Source organism: Paraburkholderia sp. SSBN10T (assembly GCF_056619545.1).
This window is the reverse complement of record NZ_JBWQQI010000036.1, coordinates 42434-68916: the sequence shown is the minus strand read 5'-3', so window position 1 is coordinate 68916 and position 26483 is coordinate 42434. Positions and strand designations below refer to the sequence as shown.

Here is a 26483-nt window from a genome sequence, read left to right as displayed (position 1 = left end):
GCTTATAAGTGAGAGCGGTTGGGTTTTGAGCGGTCAAGGAGTGCTTGACATTGTAGTGCTCTTCCCCCATAATCATCAGTTCTCTGCGGAGGGGTGCCCGAGTGGCTAAAGGGGGCAGACTGTAAATCTGTTGGCTTACGCCTACGTTGGTTCGAATCCAACCTCCTCCACCAGAATGCATGCTGAAGTAGTTGTTGGGAATCGAAAAGATCCTTGCGGGTGTAGCTCAATGGTAGAGCAGAAGCCTTCCAAGCTTACGACGAGGGTTCGATTCCCTTCACCCGCTCCAGTAACGAAGATGTAGTGCCCATGTGGCTCAGTGGTAGAGCACTCCCTTGGTAAGGGAGAGGTCGGCAGTTCGATCCTGCCCATGGGCACCAGAAGTACTCAGTGATTGTTTGCGCGCCGCGCAACGTACGGATAATCCTCTTAGGAGTCGAAAATGGCCAAGGGTAAGTTTGAGCGGACCAAGCCGCACGTGAACGTCGGCACGATCGGTCACGTTGACCACGGCAAGACCACGCTGACGGCAGCGATCACGACGGTGCTGACCGCAAAGTTCGGCGGCGAAGCGAAGGCGTACGACCAGATCGACGCAGCGCCGGAAGAAAAGGCACGCGGCATCACGATCAACACCGCGCACGTCGAGTACGAAACGGCGAACCGCCACTACGCGCACGTTGACTGCCCGGGCCACGCTGACTATGTGAAGAACATGATCACGGGCGCGGCACAGATGGACGGCGCAATCCTGGTGTGCTCGGCAGCAGACGGCCCGATGCCGCAAACGCGTGAGCACATCCTGCTGGCGCGTCAGGTCGGCGTGCCGTACATCATCGTGTTCCTGAACAAGTGCGACATGGTGGACGACGCTGAGCTGCTGGAGCTGGTCGAGATGGAAGTTCGCGAACTTCTGTCGAAGTACGACTTCCCGGGCGACGACACGCCGATCATCAAGGGTTCGGCCAAGCTGGCGCTGGAAGGCGACAAGGGCGAACTGGGTGAAGTGGCGATCATGAACCTGGCCGACGCGCTGGACACGTACATCCCGACGCCGGAGCGTGCAGTTGACGGCGCGTTCCTGATGCCGGTGGAAGACGTGTTCTCGATCTCGGGTCGTGGCACGGTGGTGACGGGCCGCGTTGAGCGTGGCGTGGTCAAGGTCGGCGAAGAAATCGAAATCGTCGGTATCAAGCCGACGGTGAAGACGACGTGCACGGGCGTGGAAATGTTCCGCAAGCTGCTCGACCAGGGTCAGGCAGGCGACAACGTGGGTATCCTGCTGCGCGGCACGAAGCGTGAAGACGTGGAGCGTGGCCAGGTTCTGGCCAAGCCGGGTTCGATCAACCCGCACACGCACTTCACGGCAGAAGTGTACGTGCTGAGCAAGGACGAAGGCGGTCGCCACACGCCGTTCTTCAACAACTATCGTCCGCAGTTCTACTTCCGTACGACGGACGTGACGGGCTCGATCGAGCTGCCGAAGGACAAGGAAATGGTCATGCCGGGCGACAACGTGTCGATCACGGTGAAGCTGATCAACCCGATCGCGATGGAAGAAGGTCTGCGCTTCGCCATCCGTGAAGGTGGCCGTACCGTCGGCGCAGGTGTCGTCGCCAAGATCCTCGAGTAAGCCAGCCAGTACTCGTTGATTAGAAGTTTCGGGGTTGGCGGTGTCGTCAACCCCAAAATGGTTTAGGGGTATAGCTCAACTGGCAGAGCGTCGGTCTCCAAAACCGAAGGTTGGGGGTTCGATTCCCTCTGCCCCTGCCAACTCTCGCGCCGTATGTGGCGCTCGTTAAGGTGTTATGGCGAATCCTTCCGTCGAAACTGTAAATACTTCCGGCGACAAGCTAATGCTAGCCGCGGGCGTATTGTTGGTCTTGGCCGGGTTCGTGGGGTTCTTCTGGCTCGGTAGCCAGGAATGGTACGTCCGCGGAGCCGCCTTGGCTGTTGGCGTTATCGCGGGTGTTGCAGTCGGACTTCTCTCCGCGCCCGGTAAGGGTTTCATCGCATTCGCCAAGGACTCGTACAAGGAAGTCCGCAAGGTTGTCTGGCCGACTCGTAAAGAGGCGACGCAAACAACTCTCGTGGTGTTCGCATTTGTGTTCATCATGGCGGTGTTTCTGTGGATTTGCGACAAATCCATCGAATGGGCGATTTTCTCGGCGATTCTGGGTTGGAAATGATATGAGCGATACTCCGGCATCCCCGAGTGGAAAACGTTGGTATGTGGTGCACGCCTACTCCGGCATGGAGAAGAGCGTGCAACGTGCGCTTCAGGAGCGCATTGAACGTGCAGGCATGCAAGACCAGTTTGGCCAGATCCTTGTGCCGACTGAAGAAGTGGTAGAAGTCAAAGGCGGTCACAAGTCGGTGACCGAGCGTCGTTTCTTCCCGGGCTATGTGCTCGTCGAGATGGAAATGACCGACGAAACGTGGCACCTCGTGAAGAACACGGCAAAGGTGACCGGTTTTGTGGGCGGTGCACGCAATCGTCCGAGCCCGATTTCCCCGCGGGAAGTCGAGAAGATCATGTCGCAGATGCAGGAAGGCGTTGAGAAGCCGCGCCCCAAGACCCTGTTCGAAGTCGGCGAAATGGTTCGCGTCAAGGACGGCCCGTTCACAGATTTCAACGGCAGCGTCGAAGAAGTGAACTACGAAAAGTCGCGCGTCCGAGTGTCGGTCACCATTTTCGGCCGCGCAACGCCGGTCGAGTTGGAATTCGGTCAGGTCGAAAAGTTGTAATCAGGATTCTACGGAGCGCGCCTAACGGCGCGCTCCGTATTTCGCGCTTACGGTCCGCGTAATGGCCGTTGAGGAGCGTCAGTAGTCAGCTTTTTCGGCGAACGCGCGCTACTACTCACTGAACGTTCGCACGCAGCAGTGCGGCGTTCCAACGAGGTTTTCAACATGGCAAAGAAAATCATCGGCTTTATCAAGCTGCAGATTCCTGCAGGTAAAGCCAACCCGTCGCCGCCGGTTGGTCCGGCACTGGGCCAGCGCGGCCTGAACATCATGGAGTTCTGCAAGGCGTTCAACGCGCAGACCCAAGCAATGGAACCGGGTCTGCCGATTCCGGTCGTGATCACCGCGTTCGCCGACAAGAGCTTCACGTTTGTTCTGAAGACGCCGCCGGCTACGGTTCTGATCAAGAAGGCAGCGAAGATCGACAAGGGTTCGGCAAAGCCGCACACCGACAAGGTCGGCAAGATCACGCGAGCTCAAGCTGAAGACATCGCCAAGGCCAAGATGCCCGATCTGACGGCAGCTGACCTGGATGCAGCGGTCCGTACCATCGCTGGTAGCGCCCGCTCGATGGGCATCACCGTGGAGGGCGTGTAAATGGCTAAGCTTTCGAAGCGTCTGCAAGCATTTGCAAACAAGGTTGATCGCCAGAAGCTGTACGCGATCGACGAAGCGCTGTCGCTCGTGAAAGAGTGCGCAAGCGCGAAGTTCGACGAGTCGATCGACGTTGCTGTGCAACTCGGCATCGACGCGAAGAAGTCGGATCAAGTGGTTCGTGGCTCGGTCGTTCTACCTGCAGGTACCGGTAAGTCGGTCCGTGTGGCTGTGTTCGCCCAGGGCGAAAAGGCTGAGCAGGCTCGTGCAGCTGGCGCCGAAATCGTCGGTATGGAAGACCTAGCTGAACAAGTCAAGGCCGGCAACCTGAACTTCGACATCGTGATCGCTTCGCCGGACACGATGCGCGTTGTCGGTACGCTCGGTCAGATCCTCGGCCCGCGCGGCCTGATGCCGAACCCGAAGGTCGGTACCGTGACGCCGGACGTCGCGACGGCTGTGAAGAACGCCAAGGCTGGTCAGGTGCAATTCCGTGTCGACAAGGCCGGTATCATCCACGCTACGATCGGCCGTGCTTCGTTCGAGCCGGCGGCTCTGCGCAGCAACCTGAGTGCTCTGGTCGAAGCGCTGCAAAAGGCGAAGCCGGCAACGAGCAAGGGTGTGTACCTGCGTAAGGTTGCGCTGTCGAGCACGATGGGCGTGGGTGTTCGCGTCGATCAAGCAACGATCGCTGCACAGTAAGAAAATTTACCGCCTCGATGTGAGTCGGGGTGGTTTTAAGGGCTTTGGGCGGCCGCAAGATGGCAGTTCGCATCGAGCGGCCGGTTGTCAAAGACCGTTGGCGGGAAAGCAGCAGGTAGGCCGACCCTTAATGTAAAGCCAACGCAGATGGCGAACCCGAAAAGGTTTTGTAGTGATGAAACCGCCTGTTGTCCGCAGCAATGGGGACAACAGGCGGTCGAAATACTCCTGACTGGTCGGACGCCGTTATTGAACGCGGTACACAAGGCGCACGCCGCGTGTATCGAATCTGGAGGTTAACCGTGCCACTCAACAAAGAAAGCAAGCAGGCCGTCGTCGCTGAGGTTGCCGCGCAAGTCGCGAAAGCCCAGACCGTGGTTCTGGCTGAGTATCGTGGAATCGCGGTTGGCGATCTGACCAAGCTGCGCGCGAAAGCGCGTGAGCAACAGGTGTACCTGCGCGTGTTGAAGAACACGCTGGCGCGTCGCGCTGTCGAAGGTACGCCGTTTGCTCCGCTGGCAGAGCAGATGACTGGCCCCCTGATCTACGGCATCTCGGAAGATGCAATTGCTGCTGCTAAGGTCGTCAATGACTTCAGCAAGAGCAATGACAAGTTGGTCATCAAGGCTGGTTCCTACGAAGGCAACGTGATGGACAAGGCAGGCGTGCAAGCGCTGGCCAACATCCCGAGCCGCGAGGAGCTGCTCTCCAAGCTGTTGTTCGTTATGCAAGCACCTGTTTCTGGCTTTGCGCGCGCTCTGGCCGCGCTGGCAGAAAAGAAACAAGGCGAAGCAGCTTAACGATCCGCAGCCGAGCGTAATTGATCGCTGACTGTATCCGAATTCAATTTAGGAGTATTTCAAATGGCAATCGCAAAAGAAGACATCCTCGAAGCCGTAGGCTCGATGTCGGTTCTGGAACTGAACGAGCTGGTTAAGGCGTTCGAAGAAAAGTTTGGCGTGTCGGCAGCTGCTGTTGCAGTGGCAGGCCCGGCAGGTGCAGGCGGCGGCGCTGCTGCAGCTGAAGAGCAAACCGAATTCACCGTCAACCTGGTTGAAGTTGGCGCGAACAAGGTTTCCGTGATTAAGGCTGTTCGCGAACTGACGGGTCTCGGCCTGAAGGAAGCGAAGGACCTGGTCGACGGTGCACCGAAGCCTGTCAAGGAAGCGGTACCGAAGGCTGCAGCTGAAGAAGCCAAGAAGAAGCTGGAAGAAGCCGGCGCGAAGGCTGAAATCAAGTAAGTTTCAGCGCGCTGTGCGAAGGCTGGCGGTTTTCCACCGCCGGCCTTTTTGTGCTTTGTGGGGACTACGTTTTTGCAGGCCTGTTTCAGCAAGAACGTAACCCTAGAAGCCAAAGAAAACCGCCTTTCGGCAACATTGACCGGCGATTCTCTTTGTCTTCTGAAGCGACTGCAGAAGGCAAGTTTGGTCGGGTAGCGGGCAACACAGGCATCCGCTGCCGTCAGCCAGCGGTTGGTAGCGGCCAACCACCAAGCTTCTAGGCTCGTTCAAGCCATCGGACGGCCATCGGGTCTCAGTCGGTGAACACTCGGGTTGTCTCATCAAGGTATCCTGCCTCGACAACAATGCCCGCCGTGATTCGGAGATCGTATGCAATATTCCTTCACCGAGAAGAAGCGTATTCGCAAGAGTTTCGCGAAGCGCCCCATCGTTCACCAAGTACCTTTCCTGCTGGCTACCCAGCTTGAATCATTCAGCACTTTCCTGCAAGCCGACACGTCTTCGACGCAACGCAAGCCGGAAGGCCTGCAAGCGGCGTTTACGTCCGTTTTCCCTATTGTTTCTCACAACGGCTTCGCTCGTCTAGAGTTCGTCAGCTACATGCTGTCGCCGCCGGCATTCAACATCAAGGAATGTCAGCAGCGCGGCTTGACGTACTGCTCTGCACTGCGCGCGAAGGTACGCCTCGTGCTGCTCGACAAGGAATCGCCGAGCAAGCCGGTCGTCAAGGAAGTGAAGGAGCAGGAAGTGTACATGGGCGAAATTCCGCTCATGACGCCGACCGGTTCGTTCGTCATCAACGGCACGGAACGTGTGATCGTTTCGCAGTTGCACCGTTCGCCGGGCGTGTTCTTCGAACACGACAAGGGCAAGACGCATAGCTCGGGCAAGCTGCTGTTCTCGGCACGTATCATTCCTTACCGTGGTTCGTGGCTCGACTTCGAATTCGATCCGAAGGACGTGCTGTATTTCCGCGTCGACCGCCGCCGCAAGATGCCGGTCACGATCCTGCTGAAGGCCATCGGCCTCACGCCGGAACAGATCCTCGCGAACTTCTTCGTGTTCGACAATTTCACGCTGATGCCGGAAGGCGCGCAGATGGAATTCGTGCCGGAGCGTCTGCGTGGTGAAGTCGCGCGTTTCGACATCACGGACCGTGACGGTAACGTGATCGTCCAGAAGGACAAGCGGATCAACGCCAAGCACATTCGCGACCTCGAAAACGCGAAGACGAAGTTCATCTCGGTCCCTGAAGACTATCTGCTCGGCCGCGTGCTGGCGAAGAACGTCGTTGACGGCGACACTGGTGAAGTCATCGCTAATGCGAATGACGAAATCACCGAAACCGTCCTCGAAAAGCTGCGCGAAGCGAAGATCAAGGATATCCAGACGCTCTACACGAACGATCTGGATCAAGGTCCGTACATCTCGTCGACGCTGCGTATCGACGAAACCGCCGACAAGATGGCCGCTCGCATCGCGATCTACCGCATGATGCGTCCGGGCGAACCGCCGACCGAAGAAGCGGTCGAGGCGCTGTTCAACCGTCTGTTCTACAGCGAAGACGCATACGACTTGTCCAAGGTGGGTCGTATGAAGTTCAACCGCCGTGTCGGCCGCGACGAAATCGTCGGCCCGATGACGCTGCAAGACGACGACATCCTCGCCACGATCAAGATCCTGGTCGAGTTGCGTAACGGCAAGGGCGAAGTGGACGATATCGACCACTTGGGCAATCGTCGCGTGCGTTGCGTCGGCGAACTGGCGGAGAACCAGTTCCGCGCCGGTCTCGTGCGTGTGGAGCGTGCTGTCAAGGAGCGTCTGGGTCAGGCTGAAAGCGAAAACCTGATGCCGCACGACCTGATCAACTCGAAGCCGATTTCGTCGGCAATTCGCGAGTTCTTCGGTTCGTCGCAGCTGTCGCAGTTTATGGACCAGACCAACCCGCTGTCGGAAATCACCCACAAGCGCCGTGTTTCGGCACTTGGCCCGGGCGGTCTGACGCGTGAGCGCGCCGGCTTCGAAGTCCGCGACGTGCACCCGACCCACTACGGCCGTGTGTGCCCGATTGAAACGCCGGAAGGTCCGAACATCGGCCTGATCAACTCGCTCGCACTGTACGCGCACCTGAATGAATACGGCTTCCTGGAAACGCCGTATCGCAAGGTCGTGGACAGCAAGGTGACGGATCAGATCGACTATCTGTCGGCGATCGAAGAAGGCCGTTACGTGATCGCTCAGGCGAACGCGGCGGTGGCTGCTGATGGCTCGCTGACCGACGAACTGGTGTCGTCGCGTGAAGCTGGCGAAACGCTGATGGTCACGCCGGACCGCATCCAGTACATGGACGTGGCGCCGTCGCAGATCGTCTCGGTGGCAGCTTCGCTGATTCCGTTCCTCGAGCACGATGACGCGAACCGCGCCTTGATGGGTTCGAACATGCAGCGTCAGGCTGTGCCGTGTCTGCGTCCTGAAAAGGCTGTGGTCGGTACCGGTATCGAGCGCACGGTGGCGGTCGACTCGGGTACGACGGTTCAGGCATTCCGCGGCGGCGTGGTCGACTACGTCGACGCAGGCCGTATGGTGATCCGCGTGAACGACGATGAAGCCGCTGCTGGCGACGTCGGCGTGGACATCTACAACCTGATCAAGTACACGCGCTCGAACCAGAACACGAACATCAACCAGCGCCCGATCGTGAAGGTCGGCGACATCGTGTCGCGCGGCGACGTGCTGGCTGACGGTGCATCGACCGACCTCGGCGAACTGGCTCTCGGCCAGAACATGCTGGTCGCGTTCATGCCGTGGAACGGCTACAACTTCGAAGACTCGATCTTGATCTCGGAGAAGGTGGTTGCTGACGACCGCTATACCTCGATCCACATCGAAGAACTGAACGTCGTGGCTCGCGACACGAAGCTCGGACCGGAAGAAATCACGCGTGACATCTCGAACCTGGCTGAAGTGCAACTCGGCCGTCTCGATGAGTCGGGCATCGTCTACATCGGCGCAGAAGTCGAAGCGGGCGACGTGCTGGTCGGTAAGGTGACGCCGAAGGGCGAAACCCAACTGACGCCGGAAGAAAAGCTGCTGCGCGCGATCTTCGGTGAAAAGGCTTCGGACGTGAAGGATACGTCGCTGCGCGTGCCGTCGGGCATGAGCGGCACGGTCATCGACGTGCAGGTGTTCACGCGTGAAGGCATCCAGCGCGACAAGCGCGCCCAGCAGATCATCGACGATGAACTGAAGCGCTATCGCCTCGACCTGAACGACCAGCTGCGTATCGTGGAAGGCGACGCGTTCCAGCGTCTCGCACGGATGCTGGACGGCAAGGTTGCCAACGGTGGCCCGAAGAAGCTCGCCAAGGGTACGAAGATCGATCAGGCTTACCTGCAAGATCTGGATCACTACCACTGGTTCGACATCCGCCTCGCGGACGAAGAAGCAGCGGCGCAGCTCGAAGCCATCAAGGACTCGATCGAACAGAAGCGTCACCAGTTCGACCTGGCGTTCGAAGAAAAGCGCAAGAAGCTCACCCAGGGCGACGAACTGCCGCCGGGCGTGCTGAAGATGGTCAAGGTGTATCTGGCAGTCAAGCGTCGCCTGCAGCCTGGTGACAAGATGGCCGGCCGTCACGGTAACAAGGGTGTGGTGTCGAAGATCGTGCCGATCGAAGACATGCCGTATATGGCCGACGGCCGTCCGGCTGACGTCGTGCTGAATCCGCTCGGCGTGCCGTCCCGGATGAACGTGGGTCAGGTTCTCGAAGTGCATCTGGGTTGGGCAGCGAAGGGTCTGGGCTGGCGTATCGGCGAAATGCTGCAGCGTCAGGCGAAGATCGCTGAACTGCGCGAATTCCTGACCAAGATCTACAACGAGTCGGGCCGCGCCGAAGAGCTGGACAGCTTCACCGACGACGAAATCGTCGAACTGGCGAAGAATCTGCGCGAAGGCGTTCCGTTTGCCACGCCGGTGTTCGACGGTGCGACGGAAGAAGAAATGTCGCGCGCGCTGGATCTGGCGTTCCCGGACGACATCGCGAAGAACCTCGGCATGACGCCGTCGAAGAACCAGGTGCGTCTGTACGACGGCCGCACGGGCGAGATGTTCGAACGGACGGTGACGGTCGGCTACATGCACTACCTGAAGCTGCACCACTTGGTCGACGACAAGATGCACGCGCGTTCTACGGGCCCGTACTCGCTCGTGACGCAGCAGCCGTTGGGCGGTAAGGCGCAGTTCGGTGGCCAGCGTTTCGGTGAAATGGAAGTGTGGGCGCTCGAAGCGTACGGCGCATCGTACGTGCTGCAGGAAATGCTGACGGTGAAGTCGGACGACGTGACTGGCCGGACCAAGGTTTATGAGAACCTGGTCAAGGGCGATCACGTGATCGATGCAGGCATGCCGGAATCCTTCAACGTGCTGGTGAAGGAAATCCGCTCGCTCGGTATCGACATCGACCTCGACCGCAACTAATCGGACTACGGAGAGAAGGCAATGAAAGCTCTGCTCGATCTATTCAAGCAAGTCCAACAAGAAGAAGTTTTTGACGCGATCAAGATCGGTCTGGCCTCGCCAGACAAGATTCGCTCGTGGTCGTTCGGTGAAGTGAAGAAGCCGGAAACCATCAACTACCGGACGTTCAAGCCGGAACGCGATGGCCTGTTCTGCGCGAAGATTTTCGGGCCGATCAAGGACTACGAATGCCTGTGCGGCAAGTACAAGCGCCTGAAGCACCGCGGCGTGATCTGCGAGAAGTGCGGTGTTGAAGTCACGCTGGCAAAGGTGCGTCGCGAACGGATGGGCCACATTGAACTGGCTTCGCCGGTTGCACACATCTGGTTCCTGAAGTCGCTGCCGTCGCGTCTGGGCATGGTGCTCGATATGACGCTGCGCGACATCGAGCGCGTGCTGTACTTCGAAGCATACGTGGTGATCGATCCGGGCATGACGCCGCTGAAAGCGCGGCAGATCATGACCGAAGAGGATTACTACAACAAGGTCGAAGAGTACGGTGACGAATTCCGCGCCGAGATGGGCGCGGAAGGCGTGCGCGAACTGCTGCGTGCGATCAATATCGACGAGCAGGTCGAGATGCTGCGCACCGAACTCAAGAACACGGGTTCGGAAGCGAAGATCAAGAAGTACGCGAAGCGCCTGAAGGTGCTCGAGGCTTTCCAGCGTTCGGGCATCAAGCCTGACTGGATGGTGCTCGAAGTGCTGCCGGTGCTGCCGCCGGAACTGCGCCCGCTGGTGCCGCTGGATGGCGGCCGCTTCGCGACGTCGGACCTGAACGACCTGTATCGCCGCGTGATCAACCGTAACAACCGGTTGAAGCGTCTGCTCGAACTGAAGGCGCCTGAAATCATCGTCCGCAACGAAAAGCGGATGCTGCAGGAAGCCGTCGATTCGCTGCTCGATAACGGCCGTCGCGGCAAGGCAATGACCGGCGCGAACAAGCGTCCGCTGAAGTCGCTCGCTGACATGATCAAGGGTAAAGGCGGTCGTTTCCGTCAGAACCTGCTCGGTAAGCGCGTGGACTACTCGGGCCGTTCGGTGATCGTGGTCGGCCCGACGCTCAAGCTGCATCAGTGCGGTCTGCCGAAGCTGATGGCGCTCGAACTGTTCAAGCCGTTCATCTTCAACAAGCTGGAAGTGATGGGCGTTGCGACGACCATCAAGGCTGCGAAGAAGGAAGTCGAGAACCAGACGCCGGTGGTGTGGGACATCCTCGAAGAGGTGATCCGCGAGCATCCGGTCATGCTGAACCGTGCGCCGACGCTGCACCGTCTTGGCATTCAGGCTTTCGAGCCGGTGCTGATCGAAGGTAAGGCAATCCAGCTGCACCCGCTCGTTTGCGCGGCGTTCAACGCCGACTTCGACGGTGACCAGATGGCTGTGCACGTGCCGCTGTCGCTCGAAGCGCAGATGGAAGCGCGTACGCTGATGCTGGCGTCGAACAACGTCCTGTTCCCGGCCAACGGCGATCCGTCGATCGTGCCGTCGCAGGATATCGTGCTCGGCCTGTATTACGCGACCCGTGAAGCTGTGAACGCCAAGGGCGAAGGCCTGACGTTCACGGGCGTCTCGGAAGCGCTGCGTGCGTACGAGAACAAGGAAGTCGAACTCGCCTCGCGCGTCAACGTGCGGATCACCGAAATGGTCCACAACGAAGACAAGTCGGAAGGCGCGCCGGCGTTCGTGCCGAAGATCACGCTGTATGCGACGACCGTCGGCCGTGCAATCCTGTCGGAAATCCTGCCGCCGGGCCTGCCGTTCTCGGTGCTGAACAAGCCGCTGAAGAAGAAGGAAATCTCGCGCCTGATCAACACCGCATTCCGCAAGTGCGGTCTGCGCGAAACGGTGATTTTCGCCGACCAGTTGATGCAGTCGGGTTTCCGTCTGGCAACGCGCGCGGGGATTTCGATTTGCGTGGACGACATGCTCGTGCCGCCGCAAAAGGAAACCATCGTCGGCGACGCCGCGAAGAAGGTGAAGGAATACGACCGTCAGTACATGTCGGGTCTCGTCACGTCGCAAGAGCGCTACAACAACGTGGTCGACATCTGGTCGGCAACGTCGGAAGCGGTCGGCAAGGCGATGATGGAGCAGCTCTCGACGGAGCCGGTGGTCGATCGCGACGGCAACGAAACGCGTCAGGAGTCGTTCAACTCCATCTACATGATGGCGGACTCGGGTGCTCGTGGTTCCGCAGTTCAGATTCGTCAGCTGGCCGGTATGCGTGGCCTGATGGCGAAGCCGGACGGCTCGATCATCGAGACGCCGATTACGGCGAACTTCCGCGAAGGCCTGAACGTGTTGCAGTACTTCATCTCGACCCACGGTGCACGTAAGGGTCTGGCTGATACGGCACTGAAGACGGCAAACTCGGGTTACCTGACGCGTCGTCTGGTCGATGTGACGCAGGACCTGGTGGTGGTCGAAGACGATTGCGGTACGTCGAACGGCGTCGCCATGAAGGCGTTGGTCGAAGGCGGTGAAGTCGTCGAAGCACTGCGTGACCGTATCCTTGGTCGCGTGGCGGTGGCTGACGTCGTCAATCCGGAATCGCAGGAAACGCTGTTCGAAGCAGGCACGTTGCTCGATGAAGACGCGGTCGAAGAAATCGAACGCCTCGGCATCGACGAAGTGCGCGTGCGTACGCCGCTGACCTGCGAAACGCGTTACGGTCTGTGCGCAGCCTGCTACGGCCGCGACCTGGGCCGTGGCTCGTCGGTCAACGTCGGTGAGGCAGTGGGCGTGATCGCTGCCCAATCGATCGGTGAACCGGGCACGCAGTTGACGATGCGTACGTTCCACATCGGTGGTGCGGCATCGCGTGCGGCAGTGGCCTCGTCGATCGAAGCCAAGTCGAACGGTACGGTCCGTTTCACGTCGACGATGCGTTACGTGACGAATGCGAAGGGCGAGCAGATCGTCATCTCGCGTTCGGGCGAAGCGATGATCACCGATGACCACGGCCGTGAGCGTGAACGTCACAAGGTGCCGTACGGCGCGACGCTGTTGCAACTCGACGGCGCGCAGATCAAGGCCGGCACGCAACTGGCGACGTGGGATCCGATGACGCGTCCGATCATCACCGAGTACGGTGGTACGGTAAAGTTCGAAAACGTCGAAGAAGGCGTGACGGTTGCCAAGCAGATCGACGATGTGACGGGTCTCTCGACGCTGGTCGTGATCGACGTGAAGCGCCGCGGTTCGCAAGCGTCGAAGACGGTGCGTCCGCAGGTCAAGCTGCTCGATGCGAACGGCGAAGAAGTCAAGATCCCGAACACCGAGCACTCGGTGCAGATCGGCTTCCAGGTCGGTGCTCTGATCACCGTGAAGGACGGTCAGCAAGTGCAGGTGGGTGAAGTGCTCGCACGTATCCCGACCGAATCGCAGAAGACGCGTGACATTACCGGCGGTCTGCCGCGTGTGGCGGAACTGTTCGAAGCACGTTCGCCGAAGGACGCAGGTATCCTGGCGGAAGTCACGGGTACGACGTCGTTCGGTAAGGACACGAAGGGCAAGCAGCGTCTCGTTATCACGGACCTCGAGGGCAACCAGCACGAGTTCCTGATCGCGAAGGAAAAGCAGGTTCTGGTGCACGATGGTCAGGTCGTCAACAAGGGCGAAATGATCGTTGACGGACCGGCTGATCCGCACGACATCCTGCGTCTGCAGGGCGTCGAAGCGCTGTCGCGTTACATCGTGGACGAAGTGCAGGACGTGTACCGTCTGCAGGGCGTGAAGATCAACGACAAGCACATTGAAGTGATTGTTCGTCAGATGCTGCGCCGCGTGCAGATTACGGACAACGGCGATACGCGTTTCATCCCGGGCGAACAGGTCGAGCGGTCGGATATGCTCGACGAGAACGACCGCATGATCGCGGAAGACAAGCGTCCGGCAACGTACGAAAACGTCTTGCTCGGTATCACGAAGGCGTCGCTGTCGACCGATTCGTTCATCTCCGCAGCGTCGTTCCAGGAAACGACCCGCGTGCTGACCGAAGCGGCGATCATGGGCAAGCGCGACGATCTGCGCGGTCTGAAGGAAAACGTGATCGTCGGCCGTCTGATTCCGGCCGGTACGGGTCTCGCGTTCCACAAGGCACGCAAGAGCAAGGAACTGTCCGACCGCGAGCGTTTCGATCAGATCGCAGCGGAAGAGTCGTTCGAATTCGGTACGCCGGAAACCCCGGCCGCCGAACAGCAGCACTCAGGCGAGTAAGTTCCGGCGGCGCAAGCCGCTTGGGCTCACCAGCCAGCGAAGCCGCTCAGTTTCGACTGAGCGGCTTTTTTTATGCACCATTCTTGACGCGCTGTTGTCCGGTTCTGTAGGCCGTTTGGCTAACGTTGCCGGAAAGCGCGGGCGCCGCGCGAATGCGTTGGTAAAATTCGTGTCACCGGCTTTGTGCTGTCTTCTCTCAAATTCATGTCCCGTCCGCTCGAAATCCTCAACGAAGTCTTCGGCTATCCCGCGTTCAGAGGGCAACAGGGCGAAATTGTCGAGCACGTCGCCGGCGGCGGCGATTGCCTCGTGTTGATGCCCACGGGCGGCGGCAAATCGCTGTGTTACCAGATCCCTTCTCTGGTGCGGCGGGAGGCGGGGCTGGGGGCCGGTATCGTGGTGTCGCCGCTGATCGCGCTGATGCAGGATCAGGTCGCCGCGCTCAAGGAAGTTGGTGTCCGGGCCGCGTATCTGAATTCGACCTTATCTGGCCCCGAGGCCGCCGCGACCGAGCGTGCGTTGCGCGAGGGCGAGATCGATCTGTTGTATGTCGCACCGGAACGGCTGATGACCTCGCGCTTCCAGGAGCTGCTCGAGCGCACCCGCATCGGCCTGTTTGCAATTGACGAGGCGCATTGCGTGTCGCAATGGGGGCACGACTTCCGCCCCGAGTACATTCAGCTTTCGGTGCTGCACGAGCGCTTTCCCAATGTGCCGCGCATTGCGCTCACGGCGACCGCTGACGCGATTACCCGCGACGAGATCATCCACCGGCTAGCGCTGGACGACGCGCGGGTCTTCGTCTCCAGCTTCGACCGCCCGAATATCCGCTATCGCATCGTCGAGAAGGACAACGCGCGCACCCAATTGCTGGACTTCATCCGCGCCGAACATTCGAAACCGGATGGCACGACCGACGCGGGGGTGGTCTATTGCCTGTCGCGCCGCAAGGTGGAAGAAACCGCCGAGTGGCTGAAAGAGAAGGGCATGCGGGCACTGCCTTATCACGCGGGCATGGAGTTCGAGATCCGCCAGAAGCATCAGGAGATGTTCCAGCGCGAGGAAGGTATTGTCATGTGCGCGACGATCGCGTTCGGCATGGGCATCGACAAGCCTGATGTGCGTTTTGTAGCCCACCTGGATTTGCCGAAGAGTGTGGAAGGCTACTATCAGGAAACCGGCCGCGCCGGTCGCGACGGGATGCCGGCGAACGCCTGGATGGCCTACGGCCTCGGCGACGTGGTGCAACAGCGCAAGATGATCGATGAGTCGGATGCCGACGACGCCCACAAGCGAGTGCAGACCGGCAAACTCGACGCGCTACTCGGGCTGTGCGAAGCAGCGACTTGCCGGCGCGTGCGGTTGCTCAACTATTTCGGCGAATCCAGCCAGCCCTGCGGCAACTGCGATACCTGTCTCGAACCGCCCGACACGTGGGATGCGACGCGCGAGGCGCAAATGGCGCTGTCCTGCGTGTTCCGCGCGCAGCGGGCGAGTGGTTTTCACTTCGGCGCCGGCCATCTGATCGACATCTTGCGTGGCAATCGCAGCGAGAAGATCCTGCAGCGCGGCCATGAAAAGCTGACCACCTTCGGAATCGGGGCCGCACTAGGCGAGCCGGAATGGCGTGCCATCTTCCGTCAGCTTGTCGCGTTCGGCTACCTGACGGTCGACCACGAGGGCTTTGGCTCGCTGGTGCTTACCGAGGCGAGCAAGCCGGTACTCAAAGGCGAGCAGAACGTCACGATGCGTCGCTATGTGAAGCCTACTCGCACCCGCCAGTCATCCGGCCGCACCAGTGAGCGTGCCGATCCGACGATCGGCATGGGGCCGCGCGAGCGGGCCCGCTGGGACAGGCTGCGCGCCTGGCGCACCGAAACGGCGAAGACCGACGGCGTGCCGGCCTACGTCATTTTCCACGACGCGACCTTGGCTGAAATTGCCCGCAACGGCCCCGGCTCGATCGAGGACTTGCGCGGAATTCCGGGCATGGGCGCGCGCAAACTGGACCGCTTCGGCTGGGAATTGCTGGAAGTGGTTGGCGCCGACTAGCTGCGCGCGAGTCGGTCAGGGGTGCGAAACCTCGCAACCTGTTGACTCCCTTAGTATTTTCGGAATATTATGCTAGGTTCCGGTTCTTGGAATGCCGTCGCGCGGGGTCAAATCGTGCGTCACAGCGCCTTGGTCCGGAAGCTCGATGCGCAATCGTTTCTGCTTTGCCCAGAAAGATTTGCGTCGATTTTGTTCAATTTCAGGAATAAACAATGCCAACCATCAATCAACTGGTTCGCAAAGGCCGCGCTTCGGAAACAGCGAAGAGCAAGAGCCCGGCTTTGCAGGACTGCCCCCAGCGTCGCGGCGTGTGCACCCGTGTGTACACCACGACGCCGAAGAAGCCGAACTCGGCACTTCGTAAGGTCGCCAAGGTGCGCCTGACGAACGGATTCGAAGTCATTTCGTACATCGGTGGTGAAGGCCACAACCTGCAGGAACACTCGGTCGTGCTGATTCGCGGCGGTCGTGTGAAGGACTTGCCGGGTGTGCGTTACCACATGGTTCGCGGCTCGCTGGATACCCAGGGCGTCAAGGACCGTAAGCAAGCTCGCTCGAAGTACGGTGCGAAGCGTGCCAAGGCTGGCAAGTAACTAGCCGGTCAGTAGTTTCAGGTCGCCTGCAAAGGCGGTATTAGCGGTGGTGCCGGAATCGCCGGTGCTGTCGAGTAAGTGGTCACCCGACCAGGCTGGTAAGTCGTTAGAGATGAATCGGGTTAGTTGGTGGCCGCGGGGCTAAACCTAGCTCCAACTGAAAAGTTAAAGGAAGAAACATGCCGCGTCGTCGCGAAGTCCCCAAGCGGGAAGTGTTGCCGGATCCGAAGTTCGGTAACGTAGATGTAGCCAAGTTCATGAACGTACTGATGCTCTCCGGCAAGAAGTCGGTTGCCGAGCGTATCGTGTACGGCGCTTTTGAACAGATCCAGACCAAGGGTGGCAAGGACCCGCTGGAAGTGTTCACGGTAGCGCTCAACAACGTGAAGCCGGTGGTCGAAGTGAAGAGCCGTCGCGTTGGTGGTGCAAACTATCAGGTTCCGGTCGAAGTGCGTCCGTCGCGTCGTATGGCATTGGCGATGCGTTGGTTGCGCGAAGCTGCGAAGAAGCGCAGCGAGAAGTCGATGGCCCTGCGCCTCGCAGGTGAACTCTCCGAAGCGGCCGAAGGCCGTGGCGGCGCAATGAAAAAGCGCGACGAAGTTCACCGGATGGCAGAAGCCAACAAGGCGTTCTCGCACTTCCGCTTCTAAGCTGCCCGACCCCGGGTTAGCGGAAGAAATCGGAAAGAAATTCCGGGCGGGTGCGCTTATAAAGCGCCTCGCCCGTTTGTGTTACAGCGCGATGGGTATTTCTCGCATCGCGTCATCCCCATAGAGGATCAAAGTGGCTCGCAAGACACCTATCGAGCGCTACCGCAACATCGGTATTAGCGCTCACATCGACGCCGGCAAAACGACGACGACCGAGCGCATTCTGTTCTACACCGGCGTGAACCATAAGATTGGTGAAGTTCACGACGGCGCTGCCACCATGGACTGGATGGAGCAGGAACAGGAACGCGGTATTACCATCACGTCCGCTGCTACCACCGCCTTCTGGAAAGGCATGGCTGGCGACCGCGCTGAGCACCGCATCAACATCATCGACACCCCGGGCCACGTCGACTTCACGATTGAAGTTGAGCGCTCGATGCGCGTGCTCGACGGCGCATGCATGGTGTACTGCGCAGTGGGCGGCGTGCAGCCGCAGTCGGAAACCGTGTGGCGCCAGGCCAACAAGTACAAGGTTCCCCGTCTCGCGTTCATCAACAAGATGGACCGTACCGGCGCGAACTTCTTCAAGGTCTACGACCAGCTCAAGCTGCGTCTGAAGGCGAACCCGGTTCCGGTCGTGGTGCCTATCGGCGCTGAAGAAACGTTCACGGGCGTGGTCGATCTGCTGAAGATGAAGGCGATCATTTGGGACGACGCGTCCCAAGGCACCAAGTTCTCGTACGAAGATATCCCGGCAGAACTCGTCGACTCGTGCAACGAGTGGCGTGAAAAGATGGTCGAAGCTGCGGCTGAGTCGAACGAAGAGCTGATGAACAAGTACCTCGAAGAGGGCGAGCTGACGGAAGAGGAAATCGTCAAGGGTCTGCGCGACCGTACGATCGCTTGCGAAATCCAGCCGATGCTGTGCGGTACCGCGTTCAAGAACAAGGGCGTGCAACGGATGCTGGACGCCGTGCTCGACTTCCTGCCGTCGCCGGTCGACATCCCGCCGGTTACCGGCGAACTGGAAAACGGCGAACAGGGTGAGCGCCGCGCTGCTGATGACGAAAAATTCTCGGCACTGGCATTCAAGATCATGACCGACCCGTTCGTCGGCCAGCTGATCTTCTTCCGCGTGTACTCGGGTGTTGTGAATTCGGGCGACACGGTGCTGAACGCGACGAAGGACAAGAAGGAACGTCTGGGTCGTATTCTGCAGATGCACGCCAACCAGCGCGAAGAAATCAAGGAAGTGCGCGCAGGCGACATCGCTGCGGCAGTTGGCCTGAAAGACGCGACGACCGGCGACACGCTGTGCGATCCGCAGAGCCCGATCGTGCTCGAACGCATGATTTTCCCGGAGCCGGTGATTTCGCAGGCTGTTGAGCCGAAGACGAAGCCCGACCAGGAGAAGATGGGTCTGGCGCTGAACCGTCTGGCTCAGGAAGATCCGTCGTTCCGCGTCCAAACGGACGAAGAATCGGGTCAAACTATTATTTCGGGCATGGGCGAGCTCCACCTCGAAATTCTGGTTGACCGGATGAAGCGTGAATTCGGCGTCGAAGCAACCGTCGGCAAGCCGCAGGTTGCTTACCGCGAAACGATTCGCGGCAAGGCGGAAGACGTTGACGGCAAGTTCGTCAAGCAGTCGGGTGGTCGCGGCCAGTACGGCCACGCGGTCATCACGCTCGAGCCGAATGAGCAGGGCAAGGGCTACGAGTTCCTGGACGAAATCAAGGGCGGTGTGATTCCGCGTGAATACATCCCGGCAGTCGACAAGGGGATCCAGGAAACGCTGAAGGCAGGCGTGCTGGCAGGCTTCCCGGTCGTTGACGTGAAGGTTCACTTGACGTTCGGTTCGTACCACGATGTTGACTCGAACGAAAACGCGTTCCGCATGGCCGGTTCGATGGCGTTCAAGGAAGCAATGCGCAAGGCAAGCCCGGTCATCCTCGAACCGATGATGGCTGTGGAAGTCGAAACGCCGGAAGACTACATGGGCAACGTGATGGGCGACCTGTCGGGTCGTCGCGGTATCGTCCAGGGCATGGAAGACATGATCGGTGGCGGCAAGATCGTTCGCGCCGAAGTACCGCTGTCGGAAATGTTTGGCTACTCGACGTCGCTGCGCTCGCTGAGCCAAGGTCGTGCAACGTACACGATGGAGTTCAAGCATTACTCGGAAGCACCGCGCAACGTGTCGGAAGCAATCATCAACGCGAAGTCGAAGTAAGCGCGCGGCAAGTCATTCAACGATTAACTTTTTGAAAGAAGAGAAACATGGCTAAAGGTAAATTCGAACGGACCAAGCCGCACGTGAACGTCGGCACGATCGGTCACGTTGACCACGGCAAGACCACGCTGACGGCAGCGATCACGACGGTGCTGACCGCAAAGTTCGGCGGCGAAGCGAAGGCGTACGACCAGATCGACGCAGCGCCGGAAGAAAAGGCACGCGGCATCACGATCAACACCGCGCACGTCGAGTACGAAACGGCGAACCGCCACTACGCGCACGTTGACTGCCCGGGCCACGCTGACTATGTGAAGAACATGATCACGGGCGCGGCACAGATGGACGGCGCAATCCTGGTGTGCTCGGCAGCAGACGGCCCGATGCCGCAAACGCGTGAGCACATCCTGCTGGCGCGTCAGGTCGGCGTGCCGTACATCATCGTGTTCCTGAACAAGTGCGACATGGTGGACGACGCTGAGCTGCTGGAGCTGGTCGAGATGGAAGTTCGCGAACTTCTGTCGAAGTACGACTTCCCGGGCGACGACACGCCGATCATCAAGGGTTCGGCCAAGCTGGCGCTGGAAGGCGACAAGGGCGAACTGGGTGAAGTGGCGATCATGAACCTGGCCGACGCGCTGGACACGTACATCCCGACGCCGGAGCGTGCAGTTGACGGCGCGTTCCTGATGCCGGTGGAAGACGTGTTCTCGATCTCGGGTCGTGGCACGGTGGTGACGGGCCGCGTTGAGCGTGGCGTGGTCAAGGTCGGCGAAGAAATCGAAATCGTCGGTATCAAGCCGACGGTGAAGACGACGTGCACGGGCGTGGAAATGTTCCGCAAGCTGCTCGACCAGGGTCAGGCAGGCGACAACGTGGGTATCCTGCTGCGCGGCACGAAGCGTGAAGACGTGGAGCGTGGCCAGGTTCTGGCCAAGCCGGGTTCGATCAACCCGCACACGCACTTCACGGCAGAAGTGTACGTGCTGAGCAAGGACGAAGGCGGTCGCCACACGCCGTTCTTCAACAACTATCGTCCGCAGTTCTACTTCCGTACGACGGACGTGACGGGCTCGATCGAGCTGCCGAAGGACAAGGAAATGGTCATGCCGGGCGACAACGTGTCGATCACGGTGAAGCTGATCAACCCGATCGCGATGGAAGAAGGTCTGCGCTTCGCCATCCGTGAAGGTGGCCGTACCGTCGGCGCAGGTGTCGTCGCCAAGATCCTCGAGTAAAATCGAGGATTCGCGGTTGCAGTAATTTGTAGTAAAGGTGCCCGAGGTCGGGCACCCGCCCTCAGTGGGTGTCCGGCCCTACGTTCTTTTTATATTTGGCGATGCAATATCGCCTCGCTCTTTCCAAGGAATTGTCATGCAGAACCAGAAAATCCGCATTCGCCTGAAGGCTTTCGACTATCGCCTGATCGATCAATCGGCAGCTGAAATCGTCGACACGGCAAAGCGGACTGGCGCAATCGTTCGTGGTCCGGTGCCCCTGCCGACCCGCATTCAACGTTTCGACATCCTGCGTTCGCCGCACGTCAACAAGACGTCGCGCGACCAGCTCGAAATCCGCACTCACCAACGCCTGATGGACATCGTTGACCCGACGGACAAGACCGTCGACGCACTGATGAAGCTCGACCTGCCGGCTGGTGTGGACGTGGAAATCAAGCTGCAATAAGGCTCTCAGGCGGTGTCCGGTCCGCCAGACATCGCTAAGTCATTGATTGCTTGCGGAAAACGAAAAGCCTCGTTATAATGCAAGACTTTTCGCGCATTTGCGCAAAAAAGTCGGTGTGCTCCAGTTCGTTTTTTGCGAAAAGGCGCCCCGGCATTTTGTAAATTAGCCCCGACCAATCGCAGTCGGGAATGGAGAAAACGATGAGCCTTGGACTCGTAGGTCGCAAGGTTGGCATGACCCGTATCTTTACGGCTGAAGGGGATTCGATTCCCGTCACCGTTCTGGACGTGTCCGACAACCGCGTGACGCAGATCAAGACTGTGGAAACCGATGGCTACACGGCCGTTCAGGTTGCATTCGGTACGCGCCGTGCATCGCGCGTGACGAAGCCGCTGGCAGGTCATCTCGCCAAAGCCGGTGTTGAAGCCGGTGAAATCCTCAAAGAATTCAAGATCGATGCCGCTAAGGCTGCCGAGCTGTCGAACGGCACCGTGGTTGGTCCCGATCTCTTCGAAGTAGGCCAAAAGGTCGACGTGCAAGGCGTGTCGATCGGTAAGGGCTACGCCGGTACCATCAAGCGTTACAACTTCGCATCTGGCCGTGCATCGCACGGTAACTCGCGCTCGCACAACGTGCCGGGTTCGATCGGTATGGCGCAGGATCCGGGTCGTGTTTTCCCGGGTAAGCGCATGACCGGTCACATGGGTGACGATACGGTAACCGTGCAAAACCTCGAAATCGCTCGTATCGACGCCGACCGCAAGTTGTTGCTGGTCAAGGGTGCCGTGCCGGGTGCTAAGGGCGGCAAGGTTTTCGTGACGCCGGCCGTGAAGACGCGCGCCGTGAAAGGAGCGAAATAATGGAACTTAAGCTCCTGAATGCCAATGGTCAGGAAGGCGCAGCTGTGAGCGCGTCGGACGTCGTGTTCGGCCGTGACTACAACGAAGCCCTGATTCACCAGGTTGTGGTGGCCTACCAGGCTAACGCACGTAGCGGTAACCGCGCGCAGAAGGATCGTGAGCAGGTCAAGCACACGACCAAGAAGCCGTGGCGTCAAAAGGGTACGGGTCGCGCCCGTGCCGGTATGTCGTCGAGCCCGTTGTGGCGCGGCGGTGGCCGTATCTTCCCGAATTCGCCGGAAGAAAACTTTTCGCACAAGGTTAACAAGAAGATGCATCGCGCAGGTCTCTGCTCGATCTTCTCGCAGCTGGCTCGCGAAGGCCGCATCTCGGTGGTTGACGAGCTGACGCTCGAAGCCCCGAAGACGAAGCTGCTGGCCGAAAAATTCAAGGCGATGGGTCTCGAATCCGTGTTGGTGATTACCGATACGGTTGACGAAAACCTGTACCTCGCGTCGCGCAACCTCGCCCATGTGGCAGTTGTCGAGCCGCGTTACGCCGACCCGCTGTCGCTGATCTACTTCAAGAAGATCCTGATCACGAAGGCTGCGGTCGCCCAGATCGAGGAGTTGCTGTCATGAGCGAGATTCGCAAGAACGATCATCGTTTGATGCAGGTCCTGCTCGCGCCGGTGATCTCCGAAAAGGCGACGCTGGTGGCCGACAAGAACGAGCAAGTCGTGTTCGAAGTCGCGCCGGATGCTACGAAGCAGGAAGTGAAGGCCGCTGTTGAACTGATGTTCAAGGTGGAAGTCGATTCCGTCAACGTGCTGGTCCAGAAGGGCAAAGCCAAGCGCTTTGGCCGCTTCATGGGCAAGCGCAAGGACGTGAAGAAGGCCTACGTCTGCCTGAAGCCCGGTCAGGAAATCAACTTTGAAGCGGAGGCCAAGTAATCATGGCAATCGTTAAAGTTAAGCCGACTTCGCCGGGTCGCCGCGCGATGGTCAAGGTGGTCAACAAGGATCTGCATAAGGGCAAGCCGTTCGCACCGCTGCTCGACTCGCAATCCTCGAAGGCCGGCCGTAATAACAACGGCCATATCACCACGCGCCATCAGGGCGGTGGTCATAAGCATCACTACCGTGTCGTCGATTTCCGTCGCACGAAGGATGGCATTCCGGCCAAGGTCGAACGTCTCGAGTACGATCCGAACCGTAGCGCGAACATCGCGCTGGTTTTGTACGCAGACGGCGAACGCCGTTACATCATTGCTCCGAAGGGCGTTACCGTCGGCCAGCAACTGATGTCCGGTTCGGAAGCGCCGATCCGTGCAGGCAACACGCTGCCGATCCGCAACATTCCGGTCGGTACGACGATTCACTGCATCGAAATGCTGCCGGGCAAGGGCGCGCAAATGGCGCGTTCGGCTGGTACGTCGGCGATGCTGCTGGCTCGTGAAGGTACCTACGCACAGGTCCGCCTGCGCTCGGGTGAAATCCGCCGCGTTCACGTTGAATGCCGCGCGACGATTGGTGAAGTTGGCAACGAAGAGCACAGCCTCCGTCAAATCGGTAAGGCTGGCGCAAACCGCTGGCGCGGTATCCGCCCGACGGTGCGTGGCGTTGCAATGAACCCGGTCGATCACCCGCACGGCGGTGGTGAAGGCAAGACGGCTGCAGGTCGCGACCCGGTGAGCCCGTGGGGCACGCCGACGAAGGGTTATCGTACCCGCAGCAACAAGCGCACGACGAGCATGATCGTCCAGCGCCGTCACAAGCGTTAAGGAGTAGGCAATGGCACGTTCTGTAAAAAAAGGTCCGTTCTGCGACGCCCATTTGCTGAAGAAAGTTGAGGCGGCTGCAGCTTCGCGTGACAAGAAGCCGATCAAAACCTGGTCGCGTCGTTCGACGATTCTGCCGGATTTCATCGGTCTGACGATTGCCGTGCACAACGGCCGTCAACACGTTCCGGTGTACATCTCGGAAAACATGGTCGGCCATAAGCTTGGCGAGTTTGCATTGACCCGTACGTTCAAGGGTCACGCAGCCGACAAGAAGGCTAAGAAATAAGGGGCTCATGATGGAAGTGAAAGCAATTCATCGCGGTGCCCGCATCTCGGCGCAGAAAACGCGCCTTGTGGCCGACCAGATCCGCGGTTTGCCGGTCGACAAGGCGCTGAACGTTCTGACGTTCTCGCCGAAGAAGGCTGCGGGAATCGTGAAAAAGGTCGTGCTGTCGGCGATCGCGAATGCGGAGCACAACGAAGGCGCCGATATCGACGAGCTCAAGATCACGAGCATCTACGTCGACAAGGCTGCCTCTCTCAAGCGTTTTACTGCGCGCGCTAAAGGCCGCGGTAACCGCATCGAGAAGCAATCCTGTCACATCACTGTGACGGTCGGTAACTAAGGGGTCATACGATGGGACAGAAAATTCATCCGACTGGCTTCCGTTTGGCCGTCAGCCGCAATTGGGCGTCGCGTTGGTACGCGAACAACAACAATTTCGCGGCGATGTTGCAGGAAGACATCGGTGTACGTGAGTACCTGAAGAAGAAGCTGAAAAACGCTTCGGTTGGTCGCGTCGTTATCGAGCGTCCGGCGAAGAACGCGCGCATCACGATTTATAGCTCGCGTCCGGGTGTGGTCATCGGCAAGAAGGGCGAGGATATCGAGCTGCTGAAGTCGGAACTGCAACGCCGCATGGGCGTTCCGGTCCACGTCAACATCGAAGAAATCCGCAAGCCGGAAACCGATGCGCAACTGATCGCCGATTCGATCACGCAACAGCTCGAGCGTCGGATTATGTTCCGCCGCGCGATGAAGCGTGCAATGCAAAACGCCATGCGTCTGGGTGCTCAAGGCATCAAGATCATGAGCGCTGGCCGTCTGAACGGCATCGAAATCGCCCGTACGGAATGGTATCGCGAAGGTCGCGTGCCCCTTCATACGCTGCGCGCTGACATCGACTACGCAACTTCGGAAGCGAAGACGACGTACGGCATCATCGGCGTGAAGGTGTGGGTCTACAAGGGCGACACGCTCGGCCGCAACGACGCACCGGTGGTGGAAGAAGTCGCCGAAGAAAAGCGTCCGCGCCGCAACGCACGTCCGGGTGGCGATCGCCGTCCGCGTCGCGATGGTGAAGGTGCTGCTCCGGCAGGTGCACGCCGTGGCGCCCCGCGTCGTACGGGTGGTGCTGGCGGCGCCGGCGGTGACGGCAAGACTGGAGAATAACGATGCTGCAACCGAAACGCAGAAAGTATCGCAAAGAGCAGAAGGGTCGTAACACCGGTATCGCTACCCGCGGCAACGCGGTGTCGTTCGGTGAATACGGTCTGAAGGCTATCGGTCGTGGTCGTCTGACCGCGCGCCAGATTGAAGCGGCGCGTCGTGCAATGACGCGTCACATCAAGCGTGGTGGCCGTATCTGGATCCGCATCTTCCCGGACAAGCCGATCTCGCATAAGCCGGCTGAAGTACGTATGGGTAACGGTAAAGGTAACCCCGAGTACTACGTCGCAGAGATTCAACCGGGCAAGATGCTGTACGAAATGGACGGCGTAACCGAAGAGTTGGCACGCGAAGCGTTCCGTCTGGCTGCAGCGAAGCTGCCGCTCAAGACGACCGTTATCGTTCGTCAGCTCGGCGCCTAAGGAGCAAATGATGAAGGCTTCCGAACTTCACCAGAAAGATCAGGCCGCGCTCAACAAGGAGCTGTCGGACCTGTTGAAGGCGCAATTCGGCCTGCGCATGCAACTCGCGACCCAGCAGCTCACGAACACGAGCCAGCTGAAGAAGGTCCGTCGCGACATCGCACGTGTGCGGACCGTCCTGACTGAGAAGGCGAACCAGAAATGAACGATAGCGTAAAAACCTCGCTCAAGCGGACGCTGGTCGGCAAGGTCGTCAGCAACAAGATGGACAAGACGGTCACTGTGCTGGTCGAGCACCGCGTGAAGCACCCGATCTACGGCAAGTACGTTGTGCGCTCGAAGAAGTACCATGCGCACGACGATGCGAACACGTACAACGAGGGCGACCTCGTTGAAATCCAGGAAACGCGTCCGATTTCTAAGACGAAAGCTTGGGTTGTGGCTCGCCTGGTCGAGGCTGCTCGCGTCATCTGACGCCGCAAGTTGTTGAAGTAGTTGAAATCGCAGTAAGTTTCGCTTGCAAGACCGAGATTATTTGTTATAATCTCGGTCTTCCCTCTTTGTGGGAGCCCCGTCGCGGGCGAAGTTGGTGGGGGAAGCGGTTCAGGCGCCAGTCTGTTCCGAAGGATTCACCGGATTGCGATGGCGGGTTTCGTTTGCCGTCGCTGCTGTTCTAACCCAAGCAGCCGATTGGCTGACGGGACCAAGACTGACCGGGTACGCCATGGTGGTGTGACCGGATTAAGTTGGGA

At 59.3% G+C, this 26483-nt stretch carries 25 protein-coding genes and 4 tRNA genes; all 29 read left to right on the top strand.

All coding sequences use genetic code 11. The features are described from left to right. Positions 1-87: 87 nt before the first annotated feature. A tRNA-Tyr gene (locus AC1ECK_RS34955) sits at positions 88-173 on the top strand. 42 nt (positions 174-215) lie between these two features. Further along, positions 216-289, top strand: a tRNA-Gly gene (locus tag AC1ECK_RS34950). Positions 290-305: 16 nt separating this feature from the next. Further along, positions 306-380, top strand: a tRNA-Thr gene (locus tag AC1ECK_RS34945). A gap of 62 nt (positions 381-442) precedes the next feature. Beyond that, positions 443-1633 carry an elongation factor Tu gene (gene tuf / locus AC1ECK_RS34940; protein WP_074262708.1) on the top strand — a complete coding sequence of 397 codons (1191 nt, stop codon included), beginning with the start codon at positions 443-445 and terminating at the stop codon, positions 1631-1633. 64 nt (positions 1634-1697) lie between these two features. Further along, positions 1698-1773 (top strand) — tRNA-Trp (locus AC1ECK_RS34935). Between the two features lie 35 nt (positions 1774-1808). Continuing rightward, on the top strand, positions 1809-2189 hold the full coding sequence (secE, locus tag AC1ECK_RS34930; protein ID WP_074301410.1) for a preprotein translocase subunit SecE: 381 nt from the start codon (positions 1809-1811) through the stop codon (positions 2187-2189). Between the two features lies 1 nt (position 2190). Continuing rightward, positions 2191-2748: a transcription termination/antitermination protein NusG gene (nusG, locus tag AC1ECK_RS34925; protein WP_007180147.1), complete on the top strand. Its 558-nt coding sequence runs from the start codon at positions 2191-2193 to the stop codon at positions 2746-2748. Between the two features lie 165 nt (positions 2749-2913). Continuing rightward, on the top strand, positions 2914-3345 hold the full coding sequence (gene rplK / locus AC1ECK_RS34920; protein ID WP_074262715.1) for a 50S ribosomal protein L11: 432 nt from the start codon (positions 2914-2916) through the stop codon (positions 3343-3345). After that, on the top strand, positions 3346-4044 hold the full coding sequence (gene rplA / locus AC1ECK_RS34915) for a 50S ribosomal protein L1 (protein WP_480327554.1): 699 nt from the start codon (positions 3346-3348) through the stop codon (positions 4042-4044). 302 nt (positions 4045-4346) lie between these two features. After that, on the top strand, positions 4347-4844 hold the full coding sequence (gene rplJ, locus AC1ECK_RS34910) for a 50S ribosomal protein L10 (protein ID WP_480327552.1): 498 nt from the start codon (positions 4347-4349) through the stop codon (positions 4842-4844). Positions 4845-4907: 63 nt separating this feature from the next. Then, positions 4908-5285 (top strand): 50S ribosomal protein L7/L12, encoded by a 378-nt coding sequence (gene rplL, locus AC1ECK_RS34905; protein ID WP_094781735.1) that lies wholly within the window; start codon positions 4908-4910, stop codon positions 5283-5285. Positions 5286-5654: 369 nt separating this feature from the next. Then, positions 5655-9761: a DNA-directed RNA polymerase subunit beta gene (gene rpoB / locus AC1ECK_RS34900; protein ID WP_480327550.1), complete on the top strand. Its 4107-nt coding sequence runs from the start codon at positions 5655-5657 to the stop codon at positions 9759-9761. A 21-nt stretch (positions 9762-9782) separates the two neighbouring features. Next, the gene (gene rpoC, locus AC1ECK_RS34895; protein ID WP_480327548.1) at positions 9783-14021 is read left to right on the top strand and encodes a DNA-directed RNA polymerase subunit beta'; all 4239 of its coding nucleotides are present in this window, start codon (positions 9783-9785) and stop codon (positions 14019-14021) included. Between the two features lie 204 nt (positions 14022-14225). After that, complete coding sequence (gene recQ, locus AC1ECK_RS34890) at positions 14226-16073, top strand: DNA helicase RecQ (RefSeq protein ID WP_480327546.1); 1848 nt, start codon at positions 14226-14228, stop codon at positions 16071-16073. A gap of 212 nt (positions 16074-16285) precedes the next feature. Further along, a complete protein-coding gene (gene rpsL / locus AC1ECK_RS34885) occupies positions 16286-16666 on the top strand; it encodes a 30S ribosomal protein S12 (RefSeq protein ID WP_102645290.1) in 381 nt (126 codons plus the stop codon). A 179-nt stretch (positions 16667-16845) separates the two neighbouring features. Continuing rightward, positions 16846-17316 carry a 30S ribosomal protein S7 gene (rpsG, locus tag AC1ECK_RS34880; RefSeq protein WP_006053291.1) on the top strand — a complete coding sequence of 157 codons (471 nt, stop codon included), beginning with the start codon at positions 16846-16848 and terminating at the stop codon, positions 17314-17316. A 133-nt stretch (positions 17317-17449) separates the two neighbouring features. Beyond that, positions 17450-19552: an elongation factor G gene (fusA, locus tag AC1ECK_RS34875; RefSeq protein ID WP_480327544.1), complete on the top strand. Its 2103-nt coding sequence runs from the start codon at positions 17450-17452 to the stop codon at positions 19550-19552. A gap of 47 nt (positions 19553-19599) precedes the next feature. Next, positions 19600-20790 (top strand): elongation factor Tu, encoded by a 1191-nt coding sequence (gene tuf / locus AC1ECK_RS34870; RefSeq protein ID WP_074262708.1) that lies wholly within the window; start codon positions 19600-19602, stop codon positions 20788-20790. A 136-nt stretch (positions 20791-20926) separates the two neighbouring features. Further along, positions 20927-21238, top strand: coding sequence for a 30S ribosomal protein S10 (rpsJ, locus tag AC1ECK_RS34865; RefSeq protein ID WP_006998489.1), 312 nt, complete (start codon positions 20927-20929; stop codon positions 21236-21238). 200 nt (positions 21239-21438) lie between these two features. Further along, positions 21439-22098: a 50S ribosomal protein L3 gene (gene rplC / locus AC1ECK_RS34860; RefSeq protein ID WP_090695779.1), complete on the top strand. Its 660-nt coding sequence runs from the start codon at positions 21439-21441 to the stop codon at positions 22096-22098. Further along, the gene (gene rplD, locus AC1ECK_RS34855) at positions 22098-22718 is read left to right on the top strand and encodes a 50S ribosomal protein L4 (RefSeq protein ID WP_074262706.1); all 621 of its coding nucleotides are present in this window, start codon (positions 22098-22100) and stop codon (positions 22716-22718) included. Before rplC ends, rplD begins: the two co-directional genes overlap by 1 nt. Next, positions 22715-23029, top strand: a complete 315-nt coding sequence (rplW, locus tag AC1ECK_RS34850) for a 50S ribosomal protein L23 (protein ID WP_090695781.1) — start codon at positions 22715-22717, stop codon at positions 23027-23029. The genes rplD and rplW overlap by 4 nt, the downstream gene beginning before the upstream one ends. A 2-nt stretch (positions 23030-23031) precedes the next feature. Continuing rightward, complete coding sequence (rplB, locus tag AC1ECK_RS34845) at positions 23032-23859, top strand: 50S ribosomal protein L2 (RefSeq protein WP_480327541.1); 828 nt, start codon at positions 23032-23034, stop codon at positions 23857-23859. 10 nt (positions 23860-23869) lie between these two features. Further along, on the top strand, positions 23870-24145 hold the full coding sequence (gene rpsS, locus AC1ECK_RS34840; RefSeq protein ID WP_004199273.1) for a 30S ribosomal protein S19: 276 nt from the start codon (positions 23870-23872) through the stop codon (positions 24143-24145). A gap of 7 nt (positions 24146-24152) precedes the next feature. Continuing rightward, positions 24153-24485 (top strand): 50S ribosomal protein L22, encoded by a 333-nt coding sequence (rplV, locus tag AC1ECK_RS34835; protein ID WP_208449389.1) that lies wholly within the window; start codon positions 24153-24155, stop codon positions 24483-24485. Between the two features lie 11 nt (positions 24486-24496). After that, positions 24497-25312: a 30S ribosomal protein S3 gene (rpsC, locus tag AC1ECK_RS34830; protein ID WP_090695785.1), complete on the top strand. Its 816-nt coding sequence runs from the start codon at positions 24497-24499 to the stop codon at positions 25310-25312. Between the two features lie 2 nt (positions 25313-25314). Continuing rightward, on the top strand, positions 25315-25731 hold the full coding sequence (gene rplP, locus AC1ECK_RS34825) for a 50S ribosomal protein L16 (protein WP_074262702.1): 417 nt from the start codon (positions 25315-25317) through the stop codon (positions 25729-25731). Positions 25732-25741: 10 nt separating this feature from the next. Beyond that, positions 25742-25936 carry a 50S ribosomal protein L29 gene (gene rpmC / locus AC1ECK_RS34820; RefSeq protein ID WP_007180130.1) on the top strand — a complete coding sequence of 65 codons (195 nt, stop codon included), beginning with the start codon at positions 25742-25744 and terminating at the stop codon, positions 25934-25936. After that, positions 25933-26205, top strand: a complete 273-nt coding sequence (gene rpsQ / locus AC1ECK_RS34815) for a 30S ribosomal protein S17 (RefSeq protein WP_007180129.1) — start codon at positions 25933-25935, stop codon at positions 26203-26205. Before rpmC ends, rpsQ begins: the two co-directional genes overlap by 4 nt. Positions 26206-26483: the final 278 nt, after the last annotated feature.

Coding starts and splice junctions, on each gene's coding strand:
- tuf (WP_074262708.1), top strand. CDS start 443: ATGGCCAAGGGTAAGTTTGAGCGGACCAAGCCGCACGTGAACGTCGGC.
- secE (WP_074301410.1), top strand. CDS start 1,809: ATGGCGAATCCTTCCGTCGAAACTGTAAATACTTCCGGCGACAAGCTA.
- nusG (WP_007180147.1), top strand. CDS start 2,191: ATGAGCGATACTCCGGCATCCCCGAGTGGAAAACGTTGGTATGTGGTG.
- rplK (WP_074262715.1), top strand. CDS start 2,914: ATGGCAAAGAAAATCATCGGCTTTATCAAGCTGCAGATTCCTGCAGGT.
- rplA (WP_480327554.1), top strand. CDS start 3,346: ATGGCTAAGCTTTCGAAGCGTCTGCAAGCATTTGCAAACAAGGTTGAT.
- rplL (WP_094781735.1), top strand. CDS start 4,908: ATGGCAATCGCAAAAGAAGACATCCTCGAAGCCGTAGGCTCGATGTCG.
- rpoB (WP_480327550.1), top strand. CDS start 5,655: ATGCAATATTCCTTCACCGAGAAGAAGCGTATTCGCAAGAGTTTCGCG.
- rpoC (WP_480327548.1), top strand. CDS start 9,783: ATGAAAGCTCTGCTCGATCTATTCAAGCAAGTCCAACAAGAAGAAGTT.
- recQ (WP_480327546.1), top strand. CDS start 14,226: ATGTCCCGTCCGCTCGAAATCCTCAACGAAGTCTTCGGCTATCCCGCG.
- rpsL (WP_102645290.1), top strand. CDS start 16,286: ATGCCAACCATCAATCAACTGGTTCGCAAAGGCCGCGCTTCGGAAACA.
- rpsG (WP_006053291.1), top strand. CDS start 16,846: ATGCCGCGTCGTCGCGAAGTCCCCAAGCGGGAAGTGTTGCCGGATCCG.
- tuf (WP_074262708.1), top strand. CDS start 19,600: ATGGCTAAAGGTAAATTCGAACGGACCAAGCCGCACGTGAACGTCGGC.
- rpsJ (WP_006998489.1), top strand. CDS start 20,927: ATGCAGAACCAGAAAATCCGCATTCGCCTGAAGGCTTTCGACTATCGC.
- rplC (WP_090695779.1), top strand. CDS start 21,439: ATGAGCCTTGGACTCGTAGGTCGCAAGGTTGGCATGACCCGTATCTTT.
- rplD (WP_074262706.1), top strand. CDS start 22,098: ATGGAACTTAAGCTCCTGAATGCCAATGGTCAGGAAGGCGCAGCTGTG.
- rplW (WP_090695781.1), top strand. CDS start 22,715: ATGAGCGAGATTCGCAAGAACGATCATCGTTTGATGCAGGTCCTGCTC.
- rplB (WP_480327541.1), top strand. CDS start 23,032: ATGGCAATCGTTAAAGTTAAGCCGACTTCGCCGGGTCGCCGCGCGATG.
- rpsS (WP_004199273.1), top strand. CDS start 23,870: ATGGCACGTTCTGTAAAAAAAGGTCCGTTCTGCGACGCCCATTTGCTG.
- rplV (WP_208449389.1), top strand. CDS start 24,153: ATGATGGAAGTGAAAGCAATTCATCGCGGTGCCCGCATCTCGGCGCAG.
- rpsC (WP_090695785.1), top strand. CDS start 24,497: ATGGGACAGAAAATTCATCCGACTGGCTTCCGTTTGGCCGTCAGCCGC.
- rplP (WP_074262702.1), top strand. CDS start 25,315: ATGCTGCAACCGAAACGCAGAAAGTATCGCAAAGAGCAGAAGGGTCGT.
- rpmC (WP_007180130.1), top strand. CDS start 25,742: ATGAAGGCTTCCGAACTTCACCAGAAAGATCAGGCCGCGCTCAACAAG.
- rpsQ (WP_007180129.1), top strand. CDS start 25,933: ATGAACGATAGCGTAAAAACCTCGCTCAAGCGGACGCTGGTCGGCAAG.